The sequence below is a fragment of the Arachidicoccus ginsenosidivorans genome (assembly GCF_007971385.1).
Lineage (GTDB): Bacteria > Bacteroidota > Bacteroidia > Chitinophagales > Chitinophagaceae > Arachidicoccus > Arachidicoccus ginsenosidivorans.
This window is the reverse complement of the sequence record NZ_CP042434.1, coordinates 2,547,823-2,564,191: the sequence shown is the minus strand read 5'-3', so window position 1 is coordinate 2,564,191 and position 16,369 is coordinate 2,547,823. Positions and strand designations below refer to the sequence as shown.

The following is a 16,369-nucleotide window of genomic DNA, read 5'->3' as shown; positions in this document are numbered from 1 at the left end:
GATTGGCGTCCATTATTTGTTTTATCAGGGCACAACTTTTTATTCACTGGCCATTTTATCTACCACCGGTTGCGTCACACCCGTGGAGCTGTAACCACCATCATGATAAAGGTTTTGCATCGTAACATACCTGGTAAGATCACTGAACAATGTGACACAGTAACCAGCAAAAGCCTCAGCCGAGGCATTACCCAGCGGGCTCATTGCTTCTGAAAAATTGATAAACCCATCAAAACCTTTTACGCCGCTACCGGCTGTTGTTCTGGTAGGCGATTGAGAAATCGTATTAACACGGACCTTGTTTTTAATACCGTAATGGTAACCAAAGCTCCTGGCAATACTTTCCAACAAAGACTTAGCGTCGGCCATTTCATTGTAATCCGGGAATACACGCTGCGCAGCAATGTAGGTCAGTGCTACGACGCTCGCCCATTCATTTAAAGCGTCTTTTTCGTAAGCGACCTGTAATACACGGTGGAAACTGACAGCAGAGATATCCAGCGTTTTTAGCTCCCATTCATGATTCAGGTGGGTATATGGATTGCCTTTGCGGATGTTCATACTCATACCTACGCTATGCAGGATAAAATCAATCTTACCGCCAAAATGCGCCATAGATTGATCAATGAGGGCCTCAAGGTCTTCCATTTTGGTAACATCTGCTCCGATAATGGGCGCATTAATTGTTTCTGCCAACTTATTGATTTCACCCATTCTAAGTGCAATTGGTGCATTGGTAAGCACGATTTCTGCTCCTTCTTCATGGCATTTCAGGGCTGTTTGCCAGGCCAGAGATTGTTCATTTAAGGCACCAAATATAATTCCTTTCTTTCCTTTTAATAGGTTATGCGACATGGGTTAAATTTTTAAATGTTTGTATTATGCTTTTAAAGATAATTATTTATTGAAACCACAAAATAAAGAATTTTATATTTATCAAGCATCAATCTGAGTGATTTTGTCGGACCTATTGTTGGTTTTAGCAGTAAAAAAAGGTTGGTTTACCTTGCTGATTTGAATAACAAATGCCGAAGTTTGCGGTAATTAACTGCTTTCAAGCATAACAATTAATTGTTTTACAATTATATTCAAATAATTATATAAATTAATATACTCCCTCAAATCCTTCATTGAACAATAAATTAGTTCAGCATTGTCATTAAAAATTAAGTAACCACAGTTGTTGTTCTGGCCAGTTTAGTGCTCAAAACCCGGATTGTTTAGGTTACGCATCAGCAACTGGCCTTCCTAAAAATCAGCTTAGCTAGCAGCAACGGCTATACCAATCATCCACCGTAATTGCGTAAGTGATTCATCAAATACCTTAACTTGCGGCTTGTAACATCTCGGGGAGTCTGCACGATGGTGATTGGCTGAGAATGAAACCCGTAATACCTGATCAGGATAATGTCTGCGTAGGAAATTGATGTTGATTAAATTTTGAAAATTCCAGCGTCATATGCGCCCCTGCTGTCCAAAAGCGCCTGATCTATTCAAGTTCGAATCTCCTTTCAACATTCGCTGACAATACCTGATTATTATTTTGTTATATTAATTAAATAGTCCGAAAAAAGCACCATGAATCTATTTGACTGGATTGAATACACTTCCGTCGCCTTTGGCCTTCTTTATGTAATTTTTATTATCCGCCAGCATATCCTGTGCTGGATATGCGGCATTATAGCCAGTGCCCTATATATCTGGTCATTAATGCATGCAAAAATATATCTGGAGGCAGCTCTTAATTTTTATTATGTCATTATGGGGGTCTATGGCTGGTATCACTGGCTTCATCCCAAAAGGCGTACGGCAACAAATGAACCAGCAGTTTTACCTGTTTCCGTGTGGAAATCAAGCGATCATTTGATTAATATAGTTGTCTGCGTCCTTCTTTCACTAATGCTTGGTCGTTTGTCTCACCAATTGACTGATTCACCCAGACCTTATTTTGATGCAGTGATTACCGTATTTAGTTTTAGTGCGACTTTTTTGGAGGCCAGAAAAGTATTGTCAGCCTGGGTATATTGGTTTTTTATTAATGGTGCCTCAATAATCCTGATGCTCGATAGAAGTATGCCGGGATATGCCATCCTTTCTGTGGTGACCACTATTTTGTGCATCAAAGGATACATTGACTGGAAAAAGAGTTATACAAAATTATCAAACTCTCATACAATCCTATAAGACAGTCATTCTCCAGCTTATTATTTTGTATTTTAGCCTGCCATTATTTATTATGGGCTGTATTATAGGATAAAATATAACTTGCAATACAACCACGAACGATAATAAATGCCGGCCAAACTCAATAAATAGACGAAAATTAAAATTAGCATTTACGATGAAAAAATTTCTTTTGATGGTTATTGCGCTCTGCCTGTTTCAAGCGAGCCAAGCCACAATACGGCTGCCGCATATCTTCTCTGATGGGGTTGTCTTACAACAAAAAACGGATATTCAGCTTTGGGGCTGGGCCTCCCCAAATGAAAAGGTGTCAATTTGGCCCTCCTGGCAAAAAGACAGCATTCATTTACGCGCCAATCCGGATGGTAAATGGATGGTAACGCTACATACCCCCGCCGCAGGCGGCCCTTTTACGATAGACTTTGATGCCCATAACCATATCCGCTTAAGTGATGTATGGCTGGGTGAAGTATGGGTCTGCTCTGGACAATCAAATATGGAATTTACCTATAACTGGCGTAAAGCCAAAGATATCGGTATTGACTTTGATAGTTGCAACCGTTATAACCTCCATTTTTTCCAGGTACCCAAAACCACTGGTGTAACACCTCAGGAAGATTTGCCAGGCAGCTGGATGCATTGTGATTCCAATACCCTTAAGAATTTCAGCGCAGTCGCCTATTTTTTTGGCAAAAAGCTTAATAAAAACCTGCATGTCCCCATCGGCCTAATATCTTCCAACTGGGGCGGAACACCAGCAGAAGTCTGGACACCAGCAGCACTGGTCAATGAAAATCCTTTCTTACATAAATGGCAGGAAAAAATAAAACCCTCTATCGGCTGGCCAATCCTTGCTGGAAGGGCTTACAATGGGATGATTTATCCCCTTACCAATTTTGCTATTGCAGGCACCATCTGGTACCAGGGAGAATCCAACGTGGATACCTATCAGAGTTACGGACAGTTGTTTAAAACCATGATCCGTTCCTGGAGAACACGTTGGAATCAGGATTTTCCATTTTATTTTGTCCAGATCGCCCCCTTCCACTATAATGCTGAAAACGGCGCAGAATTAAGGGATCAGCAGACACAGGCACTCACGCTCCCCCACACGGGAATGGTTGTAACAGCCGATCTGGTCAGTGACACCAATGATATACATCCGCATGACAAATATGATGTCGGCTACCGGTTGGCCAATCTTGCGCTATCAGATCATTATTTGCTGCAAGGGCATTTTCCAAAATCACCAGTACTCTCCCACTATGAAGTGAAAGGCAATAAAGTCCAAATCTATTTTAAGGATGCCGAAACGGGTCTAAATGTAAAATCAGGCAGTACGAAAGACATACAGCAATTATTTATTGCAGGAGAAGATCAACATTTATATCCGGCCACGCTTAGTATAGAACACGATGGCAGTATTACCGTTTCCAGTAAAGAAGTAACAGCCCCCAAGTTGATCGAATACGGTTTTACCAATACAAGACTAGGAAATCTAATATCTGGTGACGGCTTACCAGTAGCCCCTTTTAGAATTAAATTACAATAAAGTGGCAAAAGGGAACTTTCCAGGATGCTATGCAATATTATCCTGGAAATAATGTCAGTATTGTTGATAGCACCATCCTTTTAAATAAAAAAAAGTTCAGGGAATTGTCAGGTCGCGACCTGGCAATTCCCTGAACTTTTTTTTAGTTTCTACTAAGCAAAGAAATTCCGTAATCCATAAATTAACAATTACAGTTCTTCAATCATCTCACGTGCGCTTTGAAGTGCGGCCGTACTGGGCTTTTCGCCTCCCAGCATCTGGGCAATGGCGTGTACCCTTTCGTCTTTTGCCAGGCTCCGAACGCCTGTCTGAATAGAAGCATCCGCTTGAGGCTGTTTAAAGACGTATAAATGGTGCGCTGCTCTGGCCGCGATTTGCGGTTGATGCGTAATGGCGATCACCTGAATTTTACGGGAGAGCTCTTTCATAATAATCCCCACCTGTTTTGCCGCTTCCCCGGAAATACCGGTATCAATTTCATCAAAGATGAGTGTAGGCAGTTCAACCGACTCAGCCACTAAGGATTTTATACACAGCATCAGCCGACTCAATTCTCCGCCACTGGCTACTTTTCGGATAGGACTTGGCCGGCCGCTATTATTGGCATCAAATAAGAATTCAACAAGGTCCTGACCAAATTGATTTAGTTGCGGTTCTTTTGTAATATTTACTTGTATTCTGGCTGAAGGCATCCCTACGCTGGCCAGTCGTTTATTTACAGCCTCCTGTAGCGGTTTTACCTCCGCCAGGCGGGCCTTAGTAAGGGCAGCGGCCAATTTTTCAGCATCCGCCTGCAACGTCTTCTCCTCCTTTTGCAAGGCTTCGATCTGCGCCTCGGTGTCAAGTACACCATCCAGTTTTTCCTGCAACTTGGCTTGAATCGCCAACAATTCCTTTGTCGTTGTTACATTATGTTTCTTAAAGAGTTTATAGCCTTTATCCAACCTCTCCTGAATAATGCTGATTCTTTCCTGATCAGGGTTAAACTCATCCGTCAGCCCTTCCAGTTCCTGGGCAATATCCTGTAACTCAATCTGGGCACTCTTCAGGCGACCTGTAAGCTCTCCCAACTTTTCATGATAGGACTGAAAATGATCGAGTTTACTGCAAAGCTGTCGCAAAGTTTGCACAACCGGCTGCTCTCCTTCTGAGAGGGTGCTGGTCGTTTCTTCAAGTGCCAGTTTAATCTCCTCTGCATTGGATAATAAATTAAGTTCACTATCCAGTTCTTCCAGTTCATTTTCTGAAAAATTCAGTTCTGACAGCTCATCAAACAGATATTGATTGAAGTCTGCTTCTTTATCAAAGCTGGCCTTTTCTGCTATCAGTTTTGCCAGGCGGCTATGGACACTTTGCAATTGTTTAAACGTTTCCTGATATGCGGCAATTTTGGTTTTATTGCCCGCCAATGCATCAACAACCTGCCTTTGAAAATCACTTTCGCCCAATTGCAAGGTATCGAACTGCTGGTGCTGATCCACCAAAAGGACGGCCAGTTCCTTTAATTGTTGTAAGGTTACTGGTGTGTCATTGATAAAAGCACGGGATTTTCCGGAAGCGGCGATTTCCCGACGTACAATCAGATCGCCTGGCTCATTTAGTTCCTGATCAATCAGGTACTTCGGTGCAGATTTTTGGCCATCTAACGCAAAACTACATTCTACGACGCATTTTTTGTCCGTCGTCTTCAATACCGAGGTATCTGCCCTGGCGCCCAGAATCAGGCTCAGGGCGCCCATCAAAATACTTTTACCGGCGCCTGTTTCACCGGTAATGATATTCAGGCCTGATTTAAAATTGACTTCTAAATGGTCAATAATCGCATAATTGCTTATTTGGAGTTGCCTTATCACCTGTTATAATTAATGTTTCACGGATTCAACTGCGAATTTATAACAATCAAAGTTCGCCCCCAATTTAATTGCACAATTTACAGGACAAATAAGTGCCTGACCCAAAAGTAAAAAAACGGTAGCAAATCCACTACTGGGATTTACCACCGTCTTTCTTTTTAGGGTTTTTCTTTAGGTTTCTAACGAAAAGTATGTTTAGAGGCCCAAAAATCCGGATTTCTTAAGTGTTTTTACACCCTCCCCAATTTTATAGCCATTATTGTAGATTTCAATCTTATATTGACCTGTCTGGTAACGACCAGCCTGATCCCAGTCAAAGGAAACTTCCTTTCTCTGTCCGGTCGTATAGCTGATATTTTGCATATTGGTATATACTTTCTGCCCATCCTCCCTTGTCTGGAAAGTCCCACTACCCTGCGATGGGATGGATACTACCCGGCCGTCCGGTGCTACGACAATAATATATAGGTCTTTAGGGCCACTTGGCGCTACTCTGTTGGCGTCAATGGTGAATTTTACCCTAAGTAAATCTGCCTTTTTGGCTTTACTGGTCTCAGATTCTTTATCCCCTTTTACTTTAATGGCCTCTATCGTAATATTGGATGCATGCAGCGTGGAGGCCTCATCCAGGATTTTATTTTTCGCCTGACTGACCGCATTTAAACTATCTGCGACGATTTGTTTTTGTGCCGCAATGGTGTCTCTTTCCGAGGCAAGAACCTGATTGCTGACCGTTAAATTCGCATTTTCCTTTTGCAAGGCGGCGATTTGTGCAAATAGACCATTGACTTTCCCTTTGAGTTCGTCAATTAATGCACGTGCCTTGGACAAATCCCCGTTATTTTGTTCCCGGATATCTTCAATTTTTTTCTTTAAGGCGTCGATTTCTTGCTTCTGTTGTGCCATTGATCCTTGCAACTGGGTATTAGACCCCGTCAATGAATCCATCCTTTTTAAAGCATCATTGTATTCTGTCTGAATGGCATTTTTAGCAGAATCAGAAGACTGCGTCTGATATTGCAATCCTGCAATTTCCTGATTCTTATGGCTATGGTCATAAATAATATAGGCCCACGTTGCCAGTAATAGGGCAATAGAAATCCCTAAAATAATTTTTTTATTTCTGTCCTTTGGATCAGGTGTTGGCTGCGGAGCAGGTGGTTGTGGCGTGGCCGATGGATAATTAGAACTTTCCATGATTAATTGAGCATTTATTAAATTTTTATAAAGTATAAACAGTTAAAATCAAAATATTTAAGGCTTATCGCCCCTGTTTACGCTGTCATCTCAGCGCTCGTTTGCCTAGAAAATTACCAGGCAGTTCGCTTTCAATGTTCGTTTAAAATAGCGAAAATAATGCCAGACTAAATTTTAGGCATTCATCACATAGCAGCTTTAAGATTGACAAAAAAAACTACTTTTTAAATACATGTCTATCAGCGCATTCACGTTATTTTAAAAAACACCCTCCCTCCAAAATGCTACCAACTATTTAACAAATCTGAAGAAATTATTCGAGCCACAAGCATGGCTAGATTAGTTTTACTTTAAAGAAAATCTGACTTTACTCAATATCAATCAATTAGAGATAATTTAGTAACACCATCCACCTACCCAATACAAAATCCTTTAAAATAAAATTCCCTTAGGATTTTCGCCCTCAAAAACCAGCATAGCGTAGTCTGAAGTAAAATTGCGCTATCACCCGTAGCAATAATGACAGTTTTACCAAAGGCCATAAGGTTAGGTATTACAATACGTATTGCCATTTCTTCTTAGAAATTTTAGCGCTAGCTATTTATCAATTCTATGACTTTCTTCCAACCATTTACCAACCCGTCTACCAACCCTTCTTCCAACCCTTCTTCCAACCATTTAACAACTCATCATGTTCAGTAACCCTAAGTCACAAACACACACATTACTCCACCCTTGCAATTAATTCCTTCTATTGCAGAATTTAAATATTTTAAAAGAAAATATTTAACAAAGCCAATAAGCAAAGCCATTTTTTCGCCTGATAGGTTCTGCACTAAAAGCCCTTAACAATTCCACCAAGTCAAGGTCATAAAATATTGAATCAATTACCGATTACGCGTAATAGAAATACCTTCAAAAATGCTTCTTTTTTAAACCATCTGGCAAAAAACAACTAAAACAGCGGGCAATGCCCGCTGTTTCAAAATCAAATTAATCTACCTATTTCTATCCAATGGCTTTTCTGACTGCCTCAATCACCTGATCCAGATTGCTTGCATCCTGACCTCCTGCAGTAGCCAGATCCTTGCTGCCACCGCCACCTCCTTTTATAAGGGGCGCAATTGTTTTTTTAATCAGCTGTCCTGCATCAAGATCCAAACTTTTATTTACTTGGAGGGCCGGATCTAAAATCACCACCACACTGGCTTTTCCCTGGATGGCAGCAGTCAGGACAATTACATAATCTGTTAATTCGTTTTTAAGCGCAAAGGCCAGTTTCTTAAGCCCATCGGCACTACTTAACTCGACCTTTGCTCCTATAAAATTGACGCCACCCATCGTGGTCGCTTTATTCTTAAGATCCGCAGCCAATGCACTGATTTCTTTGGCTTCCAAAGACGTAAGTTTGCTTTCCAAGGCGCTTTTTTCTTCCAATAATTTTTCAATAGCCTTAATCGGATCCTTGGTTTTTAAAATGTCAGCAACTGCTTTATGTTGCCTCACCTTATCGGCAAAATACCTGATCGCTGCACCGCCTGTCAACGCTTCAATACGTCTGACACCGGCAGCAACAGCTGATTCTGCTGTAATGACCATTAGACCAATCATACCGGTACGCGCAACATGGGTACCACCACAAAATTCAATGGAGAAATTGGGGTCAATGGTAACCACACGTACAATGTCACCGTATTTTTCTCCAAAAAGCGCCATCGCTCCTTTTTTGAGCGCCTCCTCCTTAGGTAAAGATGCTATATCTACTGCAATATTTTCCCGGATCTTTTCATTGACAATGGAAGCAACCTGCTGTAATTCCTCTTCCGTAATCTTGGCAAAATGAGAGACATCAAAGCGTAGCACATCTTCACTTACCAAAGAACCCTTTTGATTTACATGGGTGCCCAGCACTTGTTTTAAGGCAGCGTGTAATAGATGAGTTGCTGTATGATTATAAGAGATATGTAATCGTCTCTCTGCATCTACCTTCGCAATCACTTCCCCATCTATCTTGGCCGGCAGTCGCTGCACAAAATGCAAAAATTCTCCATTTTCCTTTTTGGTATTCTCTACAGCAATCTGTTCATCGCCAAATACCAATACCCCGGTATCTCCAATTTGACCGCCACTCTCCGCATAAAAAGGCGTTTGCGCTAATACCAGCTGAAAGGTTTCTTTGTTTTTACTTTTTACCTTTCTGTATTTCACCACCTTGGTGTAAACCAATAAATCATCATAACCCACAAAACTGGTTGAACTAGTCGGATGCACACTCACCCAGTCTTCCGTATCCAGCGCAGTGGCTGCCCTGGAACGATTTTTCTGCTGTTGCATTTCATGTGAAAAGCCTGGTTCATCCACACTGAGCCCATTTTCTGATGCAATGAGCCTGGTCAGATCTATCGGGAACCCAAAAGTATCGTATAGCTCAAATGCCTGCGCGCCATCCAGTTGTTGGGAGTTTGCGGCTTTTGCACCTGAGATTAATTCTTCCATCTTCTTAAGACCTTTATCCAGTGTTCTAAGGAAAGCTTCCTCTTCTTCCCGGATTACTTTGACTACAAAATCCTGTTGCTGAATGAGTTCGGGGAATACCCCTTCAAATTGCCTGGCAATCACCGGGATTAATTGATAAAGCAAAGGTGATTTATAATCCAGATAAGAATAATAATAACGGACCGCTCTTCTAAGTATTCTGCGGATCACATATCCCGCTCCAGTATTAGAAGGCAATTGGCCGTCTGCAATGGTAAAAGCAATGGCTCTTATATGGTCTGCCAGCACCCTAAAAGCAATGTCGGGACGACTATCCGAAGCTGTATAGTTTTTACCGGTCAGATCACTGATGGCTTCCAATGTTCCTGTAAAGACATCTGTATCATAATTAGAGGTTTTTTTCTGTAAAACCCTAACTAACCTTTCAAATCCCATACCTGTATCTACGTGCTTTTCAGGCAGTGGGGAAAGACTACCGTCTTTGCCCCGGTTAAACTGCATAAACACATTATTCCAGATCTCAATAACCTGGGGATGATCTGCATTGACTAAGGTAGCGCCAGACAGTTGCTTCCTTTCTTCTTCGCTGCGACAATCCAAATGAATTTCTGAACAGGGGCCGCATGGCCCCGTATCGCCCATTTCCCAGAAATTATCCTTCTTATTGCCTTTAAGGATATGGCCTTTTGCCACCCATTTAGCCCACTCATCATAAGCCTGCTGATCAAAAGGCAATCCTTCAGATGCATCTCCTTCAAAAACAGTGACATAAATCTGCTCGGGATTGATCTTAAATATCTCTGTTAATAACTCCCAGCTCCAGGCAATGGCCTCTTTTTTAAAATAATCCCCAAAACTCCAATTGCCCAGCATCTCAAACATCGTATGGTGATAGGTATCCACACCCACCTCTTCCAGATCATTGTGCTTTCCACTGACGCGTAGACATTTTTGGGTATCAGCTACCCTACGGTGTACTGGTACTTTATTGCCCAGAAAATAATCCTTGAACTGGTTCATACCCGCATTGGTAAAAAGTAATGTAGGGTCGTTTTTAATTACAATGGGAGCGGAAGCAACGATGGTATGTTGCTTTTCTTTAAAAAAGTCCAAAAATTGTTGCCTTATCGCTGCAGAAGTCATTATTTTTCTTGTTTAAGGTGGCAAAGTTAAAGTTAATTGCGCAAAAAAATGCGTAATGGCAGACTGATAGGGTCGCCCTTACGCATTGTTCTTTTGTCATTTTAGTTGGCCTGGGAGTAGATTGAGTGCAATGGGCCCTTATTTATCCAACTGGCGATAATTATAACCGGCTGCACCCAGCATCTTTAATTCCCTTGGGAGTGCCTGATAAAAAGCGGGATAATCCTTTGCCTTTTCTGGTGACCAAAGGTTCTCAGCGAGTGCTAAAAGCCTGGGCAGCAACATATATTCCATACCACTATTGGTTCCAAAGAACTCTGTCCATATAGCTGCCTGTCCTCCCAGTACCAGTTTTTGCTGGGCTGGCGTAAAGCCAGAAGGCATCATTTGATAGCCATATACCCTTTCCAGGGTGTTCATGGAATGAGGGGCTGCCAGCGGCTCCCCTTCTGGTCCTGCCTGGTAGCGGTTCAGATAAAGCGGATCCGAGCAAACATTGATAAAGGGATGGCCGTTACTGACCGCTTTGAGTGGCGCTTTTTTCGCCCAGCTGCGCCAGTAGGTAATAGTCGCAGATGGTAACAGATTCCCTTCAAGCGCTTCATCCCAACAGATTATTCGCCGGCCATGTTGCTCTAAATAGTCCCCGATTTTATTGATAAAATAACTCTGCAACTCCTCATAGTTTTTCAAGCCTTCTTTTTTCATAAGCCCCAGGCAGCTAGCATTATTTTTCCAGTTGGTCTTATCAACCTCATCTCCGCCTAAATGAATATAATGAGAAGGAAAGATATCCATTACTTCATCCAGGATATTTTCTAAAAAGGTAAATGTTGCCGGATTACCGGGATTATATTCGCTGACAGCCCCTTTAGGGTAGCCCATTGAATTTGCCACAGTTTGCGGCTGGCCGCTGGAACTAAAGGCAGGATATGCAGCTAACGCTGCCTCTGAATGCCCCGGAAGTTCGATTTCGGGGATGACAGTAATACCTCTGAGTGCCGCATATCTAACAATCTCTTTCGCCTGCTGCTGCGTATAAAAACCCCCATAACGATAAGGTTTGCCCTTTAAGGTGTCCGGTCTCTTATTAAAAAAGACGGAACCTGGGATTTCCTGACGCCAGGCGCCTACCGATGTAAGCTTTGGATAACGCTTAATTTGTAGACGCCAGCCCTGGTCATCGGTCAAATGCCAATGAAAGACATTCAATTTATAACGACTCATTACATTCAGCAGTTTTTTGATCTCTTCCACACTGTAAAAATGGCGGCTGACGTCCAACATAAAACCACGCCAGCTATACTGAGGAAAGTCTTCAATTTCCAGGGCAGGGATTACGTGGCTGTTATCTGCGCTAATTAATTGCAACAAGGATTGCAGGCCATAATACAAACCGTTACTGGTCCTGGCTGCTATGTTTATTGTACCGGAGCTCACCTTAAGCTGGTAACCTTCCTCAGATTGCTTCAAGTTTAGATCAGTAGCACCGTGTTGCCAGCTAAGTTTAGGGTTTAGTTCCAGTTGGATGGCTATAAGGTGATTATCTCCACTTTTTTGCTTCACACCAGCCTTAACAACTCCCTTTATTCCATTAAACCCGAGCGTTTCCTCCAGTTGCCCCTTCATAATAGCAATAAGTGACTTTAATGCTTTGTTCTCTTTTTTAGAGCGACTGGCCTTATTTTCCAATTGAAACACAAAACCTTTAGACAGATCGCAATGATCGCCACCAACCTGATCATCTGATAGAACATGCATATAAACTGGTTCCGGGATCAACCGAATTGCCGGATGCGCCACACGATTGCTTTGGCCCATCTGACGGGTCAAGTCATCCTCCATTATTCTACTTTTCCTATGCGCACTTGCTGGTTGTATAGCAAAAGCACAAAAAATGCATGGGAAAACTAAAAACTTTAAAACCTTCGATTTTAATAAATTGACAGGTCTGTCATAACTTTTCATTTGTCGCATTGATTTTTGGTAATTTTCTAATATCATAATTAGAATTAATATTTAAATCGTTTATAAATAATTTCAAAAATGACACTTCTATAAGCCATCGTCACTGTAATCATTAATTTGATAATACGACGAGCCTCATATATTTATAAAACATGTATGACATAAACTGCTATAAAATCGTAAATTTATAGAATTTTCAAAGGACCGCCATATTAATTTGTATTTTTGGCACATTTGAAAAGGAGTATATGGCAAAAATCTTTTTGGTAGGTATGATGGGTGTGGGTAAATCGCACTGGGCTGGCAAACTTGCCCGCAAATTATCACTCCCGCATTATGATCTGGACGAAGTAATTGAAAAGCAAGAAGGCCAAACGATCACGGAGATTTTTGCGACCCAAGGTGAAGCGAGGTTTCGACAAATAGAATCCAATACGCTTAGAAAATTAGCAGAAGGCGCTGATTTTGTGATGGCTACAGGTGGCGGAGCCCCCTGTCAGCCAGGCAATATGGATTTTATGAATCGTATGGGTATTACAATTTGGCTGGATGAGCCACTGGAAATCATTATCGGTCGTTTAAGACAGGGCCGGGAAGCGCGTCCCCTTGTTGCCAGGCTTGCAGATGACGAACTCAGGACGTATATTGCAACAAAATTAGCGGAACGGTCAGTTTTTTATAAAAAGGCCACTTATCGGCTCAGCGGAAAAGAAATTTCTGCCGCAACATTTGAACAGATCCTTGAACCTCATAAATAAGATCATGAATAATTATAAAATCAATACTTGTTTTATTAAAATTGCCGCTTTACTTGGCGCCCTTGGCGTAATATTAGGTGCCTTTGGCGCACATGGCCTTAAAAGCCAGGTATCTGCTGAGGCCTTGCAGGTTTTTGAAGTGGGGGTTCGTTACCAGATGTACCACGTTTTTGCACTGGCATTAACCGGCATCCTTTTTATGAGCGGCAATAACAACCGGCTTAAATGGGCCGGCCGACTCTTTATAGCGGGCATTATTTTATTTAGTGGCTCCTTATATGCACTTACTTTTGCCATGGGCGCCGCAAATCCGGCCTTATTAAAATTAGGCATTATTACGCCTTTTGGCGGCGTTTGCTTTATTGCAGCCTGGATACTTTTGGCGGCATCTTTTGGAAAAACCCAAAAGCAGGAGCTAAAGTAGCCAAACGCTTAGTCTACCCCTAGGCTTAGGCTGATTTCCATCGGATTTAATTAACAGATTGATACAGTACAAAATATGATCGCCCCGGAAACCATACGCGAAGTCACAGACCGCATTGATATTGTCGATGTGGTAGGCGAGTTTGTGAAACTCAGACGAAGGGGCTCTAATTATTTGGGCTTATGTCCTTTCCATGGAGAAAAGACGCCGTCTTTTAATGTCTCTCAAAGCAAAGGCATTTTTAAATGCTTTGGCTGTGGCAAAAGTGGTAATGCCATTTCCTTTGTCATGGAGCATGAAAAGTACAGTTATGTTGAAGCGATTAAATGGCTGGCTAAGCGGTATGGCATTGCAGTAGAAGAAACGGCCATGAGCGAGGAAGCCAGGGAGCATATGCAAGCCGCAGAAAGCCTGTATATCGTCAATGGCTTTGCCCAGAAATTCTTTCATGAACAATTGCTGGATACAGAGGAAGGGCAACATATTGCCTTAAGTTATCTAAAGGAGCGGGGCTTTAACCTGCCTATTATCGAAAAGTTTGGTCTGGGTTATAACCCAGATTTACCGGACAGCCTGTCCCAGGCTGCCGTTAAAAATCAATACAGCCGGGATGTTCTTTTAAAATCAGGCCTGGTGCGTAGTTATCAGGACCGCCTGCAGGATAATTACAGAGGCCGGATTATTTTTCCCATCCACAATAACTCAGGTAAGGTCATTGGCTTTGGTGCGCGTATTATCGGCAAAAAGGACAAGGCCCCGAAATACATCAATACCCCGGAAAATGAGATCTATGTAAAAAGCAGGATTTTATACGGTAGTTATTTTGCCCGCCACACCATCGATAAGGAAAATGAATGTCTGCTGGTGGAAGGATATACCGATGTACTCGGCTTAGCACAGGCTGGCATCGAAAATGTGGTGGCCAGTGGCGGCACTTCACTGACCATTGATCAGTTGCGATTGATTAAAAAGTACACCCAAAATCTGACCATTATATATGACGGGGACAATGCAGGTATAAAAGCTGCCCTCAGAGGATTGGATATGGCGCTGGAAGAAGGATTAAACGTTCGACTGGTGCTCATACCGGACGGAGAGGATCCAGATAGTTATGTGCGGCAACTTGGTGCAGAGCAGTTCAAAGAATTTATTCAAAAAAACAAAAAGGATTTTATCCTTTTCCAACTAGAAATTCTGCTAAGAGACGCCGGATCGGATATTACCAAAAAAAATGATGCCGTCAACCGTATCGCTGAGTCTCTCAGTAAAATCAGTAAGGCAGAGGACTTTACCAAGCAACAAGAATATATCCGTCAGTGTTCCGGCATTTTAAAAATCGACGAACATGGACTGACTACACTGGTCAATAAATACAAAAGAGACGGCCTATCTAAACTTGAGAAAAAGCAACATCAGGATCAGCGCTATCAACAACCTGGAGACCAGGCAAATAGTCTTCCTAATAAGGCAGATCCATCTGCACCAGATGACATTGATGCACCAGCCGCTGCGGCAGAGCTCGCCATGCTGGATACGGGCAGTATCCAGGAAAGGAATCTCCTAAGGATACTTCTTGAGTTTGGATTAAAACCCTGGAAAGAGAACTGGACGATTGCTGATTATATTTTTGAGGAAATCCAAGGCTTTCCCTTTGAGAATGAACAAAATGAGAAATTGCTGGAGTATTACCGGAGAGCTTATAATGCAGGGGAAAACCCTGATACTGCATCCTTCCAATATATAGAGGACAAAAGTATGCAGGATCTGGTGGTCACCATTACTTTGACTCCCTATGAAATCAGCCGTCGCTGGGATGAGAAAATACCCGGCAAAAAATCGGACAGTATCGTCAATAGAGATCTTTCAAAACAGGATGCCCTCAACAGCGTCATCTACTTTAAACTCAGAAAGATTAAGCAAATGCTGGAGATCACCCAAAAAGAACTCATGGAATGTACCGATTTTGAAGAGCAGTTAAAACAACTCTCCATTCAAAAGCACTTAAAAACGGAAGAAAAAACCTGACCGATCAATTAGGTGCTGTTATATTTAAATAGCCGCTACACTGGCCTGGATAGCCTCCTGGGTGATCCCATAATGACTCTCATGGTAAACACATTTGCCTTCATGAATAATCAACAGTTGTGGTGATTCATGGCGCACTCCAAATTTATGAGCAACCAGATCTGAAATCGCTCTGTAGTTCCACAAATCCAACAGATAATAATCAGCCGTCTCGCTCCTTTGGGAACGATCCAGTCTGCTTTTGACCATTGAACTTGTTGGACAGGATATACTATGTTTTAATATAATCTGTGGTTTTGTTTCTGAATGCGCTATAAGATTTGTTAATTGCGCTTCGCTATCTAAGGGTTGCCAATCTATCATAATATTTTACTTTTCACCGGTTCCATTCTCTCATTATATAGAATGCAAAGTTAGGCAAAAACAGTCGAAATTAAATAGCTCCAGAAGGATAGTGCTTTGGATAGTATAACTAGGCATTTGCACCACAATTTCCAGTTTTCATTCCAGATTAAGACAATGTCTCGCAATTTGACAATTAAATTTTTGGCTCCCCATAAGGACTTAATTGTTATTTCACTTTTGAAGTTCCTTTAATCTGGTCTTTGGAATCCTTTTTTCGATTCCTCTATTTGCCAATATTGAAAAATCCAGGTATCACCAGCATTGAATAAAACCCTTTTTTACGTCTGGATTAAACTCTGCCTAACCTAATCAAGTCTATCTAACTGTAAAACAGTAGCATATATACCAACACATAAAAAATACA

Annotated in this window: 11 protein-coding genes and 1 riboswitch; of the genes, 5 read left to right on the top strand and 6 right to left on the bottom strand. The window is 41.8% G+C overall.

The window, feature by feature from the left end:
* Positions 1-39 precede the first annotated feature (39 nt).
* On the bottom strand, positions 40-855 hold the full coding sequence (locus FSB73_RS10240) for an enoyl-ACP reductase FabI (RefSeq protein ID WP_146781562.1): 816 nt from the start codon (positions 853-855) through the stop codon (positions 40-42).
* A gap of 482 nt (positions 856-1,337) precedes the next feature.
* Positions 1,338-1,441: riboswitch (TPP riboswitch) on the top strand.
* A gap of 137 nt (positions 1,442-1,578) precedes the next feature.
* Between FSB73_RS10240 and pnuC the strand changes: the two genes are divergently transcribed.
* Positions 1,579-2,184 carry a nicotinamide riboside transporter PnuC gene (pnuC, locus tag FSB73_RS10235; RefSeq protein ID WP_146781560.1) on the top strand — a complete coding sequence of 202 codons (606 nt, stop codon included), beginning with the start codon at positions 1,579-1,581 and terminating at the stop codon, positions 2,182-2,184.
* 157 nt (positions 2,185-2,341) lie between these two features.
* The gene (locus FSB73_RS10230) at positions 2,342-3,736 is read left to right on the top strand and encodes a sialate O-acetylesterase (RefSeq protein ID WP_146781558.1); all 1,395 of its coding nucleotides are present in this window, start codon (positions 2,342-2,344) and stop codon (positions 3,734-3,736) included.
* 188 nt (positions 3,737-3,924) lie between these two features.
* Here FSB73_RS10230 and recN read toward each other — a convergent pair whose 3' ends face one another.
* The 4 genes from recN to FSB73_RS10210 form a co-directional block, all read right to left on the bottom strand.
* A complete protein-coding gene (recN, locus tag FSB73_RS10225) occupies positions 3,925-5,589 on the bottom strand; it encodes a DNA repair protein RecN (protein ID WP_146781556.1) in 1,665 nt (554 codons plus the stop codon).
* A gap of 195 nt (positions 5,590-5,784) precedes the next feature.
* On the bottom strand, positions 5,785-6,786 hold the full coding sequence (locus FSB73_RS10220; protein ID WP_146781554.1) for a hypothetical protein: 1,002 nt from the start codon (positions 6,784-6,786) through the stop codon (positions 5,785-5,787).
* A gap of 1,008 nt (positions 6,787-7,794) precedes the next feature.
* On the bottom strand, positions 7,795-10,425 hold the full coding sequence (alaS, locus tag FSB73_RS10215) for an alanine--tRNA ligase (protein ID WP_146781552.1): 2,631 nt from the start codon (positions 10,423-10,425) through the stop codon (positions 7,795-7,797).
* A 138-nt stretch (positions 10,426-10,563) separates the two neighbouring features.
* Positions 10,564-12,270: a beta-N-acetylhexosaminidase gene (locus FSB73_RS10210; RefSeq protein ID WP_158639492.1), complete on the bottom strand. Its 1,707-nt coding sequence runs from the start codon at positions 12,268-12,270 to the stop codon at positions 10,564-10,566.
* Between the two features lie 371 nt (positions 12,271-12,641).
* On the opposite strand from FSB73_RS10210, the gene FSB73_RS10205 reads away from it, so the two are divergent.
* From FSB73_RS10205 to dnaG, 3 genes are all read left to right on the top strand, one after another.
* Positions 12,642-13,151 carry a shikimate kinase gene (locus FSB73_RS10205; RefSeq protein ID WP_146781548.1) on the top strand — a complete coding sequence of 170 codons (510 nt, stop codon included), beginning with the start codon at positions 12,642-12,644 and terminating at the stop codon, positions 13,149-13,151.
* A gap of 4 nt (positions 13,152-13,155) precedes the next feature.
* Positions 13,156-13,575, top strand: a complete 420-nt coding sequence (locus FSB73_RS10200) for a DUF423 domain-containing protein (protein WP_146781547.1) — start codon at positions 13,156-13,158, stop codon at positions 13,573-13,575.
* 75 nt (positions 13,576-13,650) lie between these two features.
* Entirely contained in the window at positions 13,651-15,600 is a 1,950-nt protein-coding gene (gene dnaG, locus FSB73_RS10195) for a DNA primase (protein WP_225974683.1), read from the top strand.
* Between the two features lie 24 nt (positions 15,601-15,624).
* Here dnaG and ytxJ read toward each other — a convergent pair whose 3' ends face one another.
* A complete protein-coding gene (gene ytxJ / locus FSB73_RS10190) occupies positions 15,625-15,963 on the bottom strand; it encodes a bacillithiol system redox-active protein YtxJ (protein WP_146781545.1) in 339 nt (112 codons plus the stop codon).
* Positions 15,964-16,369: the final 406 nt, after the last annotated feature.